Annotated in this window: 3 tRNA genes (1 of these 3 cut by a window edge); all 3 read left to right on the top strand. The window is 50.7% G+C overall.

The features are described 5' to 3' along the window. Positions 1-67: 67 nt before the first annotated feature. Positions 68-149: transfer RNA gene (locus DW769_RS07155), tRNA-Tyr, on the top strand. A 19-nt stretch (positions 150-168) separates the two neighbouring features. Continuing rightward, a tRNA-Thr gene (locus tag DW769_RS07160) sits at positions 169-241 on the top strand. 34 nt (positions 242-275) lie between these two features. Next, positions 276-292, top strand: a tRNA-Thr gene (locus DW769_RS07165); it runs 63 nt beyond the window's last position.

Here is a 292-nt window from a genome sequence, read left to right on the forward strand (position 1 = left end):
CTGGGAGAGCATCTGCCTTACAAGCAGAGGGTCACAGGTTCGAGCCCTGTAGGTCCCATTCTTTTATGGGTGGTTTCCCGAGTGGCCAAAGGGGACAGACTGTAAATCTGCTGCAAATTGCTTCGGTGGTTCGAATCCACCACCACCCACTTGCCAATCAGGCAATCGGCCGATGTGGCTCAATTGGCAGAGCAGCTGATTTGTAATCAGCAGGTTATCGGTTCGAGTCCGATCATCGGCTTTACTTGAGAAATCAAGTACAAAAATAGGATATCGCGGGATGGAGCAGTCT

It is taken from the genome of Blautia sp. AM29-29, assembly GCF_003480555.1.
Classification (GTDB): Bacteria; Bacillota; Clostridia; order Lachnospirales; family Lachnospiraceae; genus Fusicatenibacter; species Fusicatenibacter saccharivorans.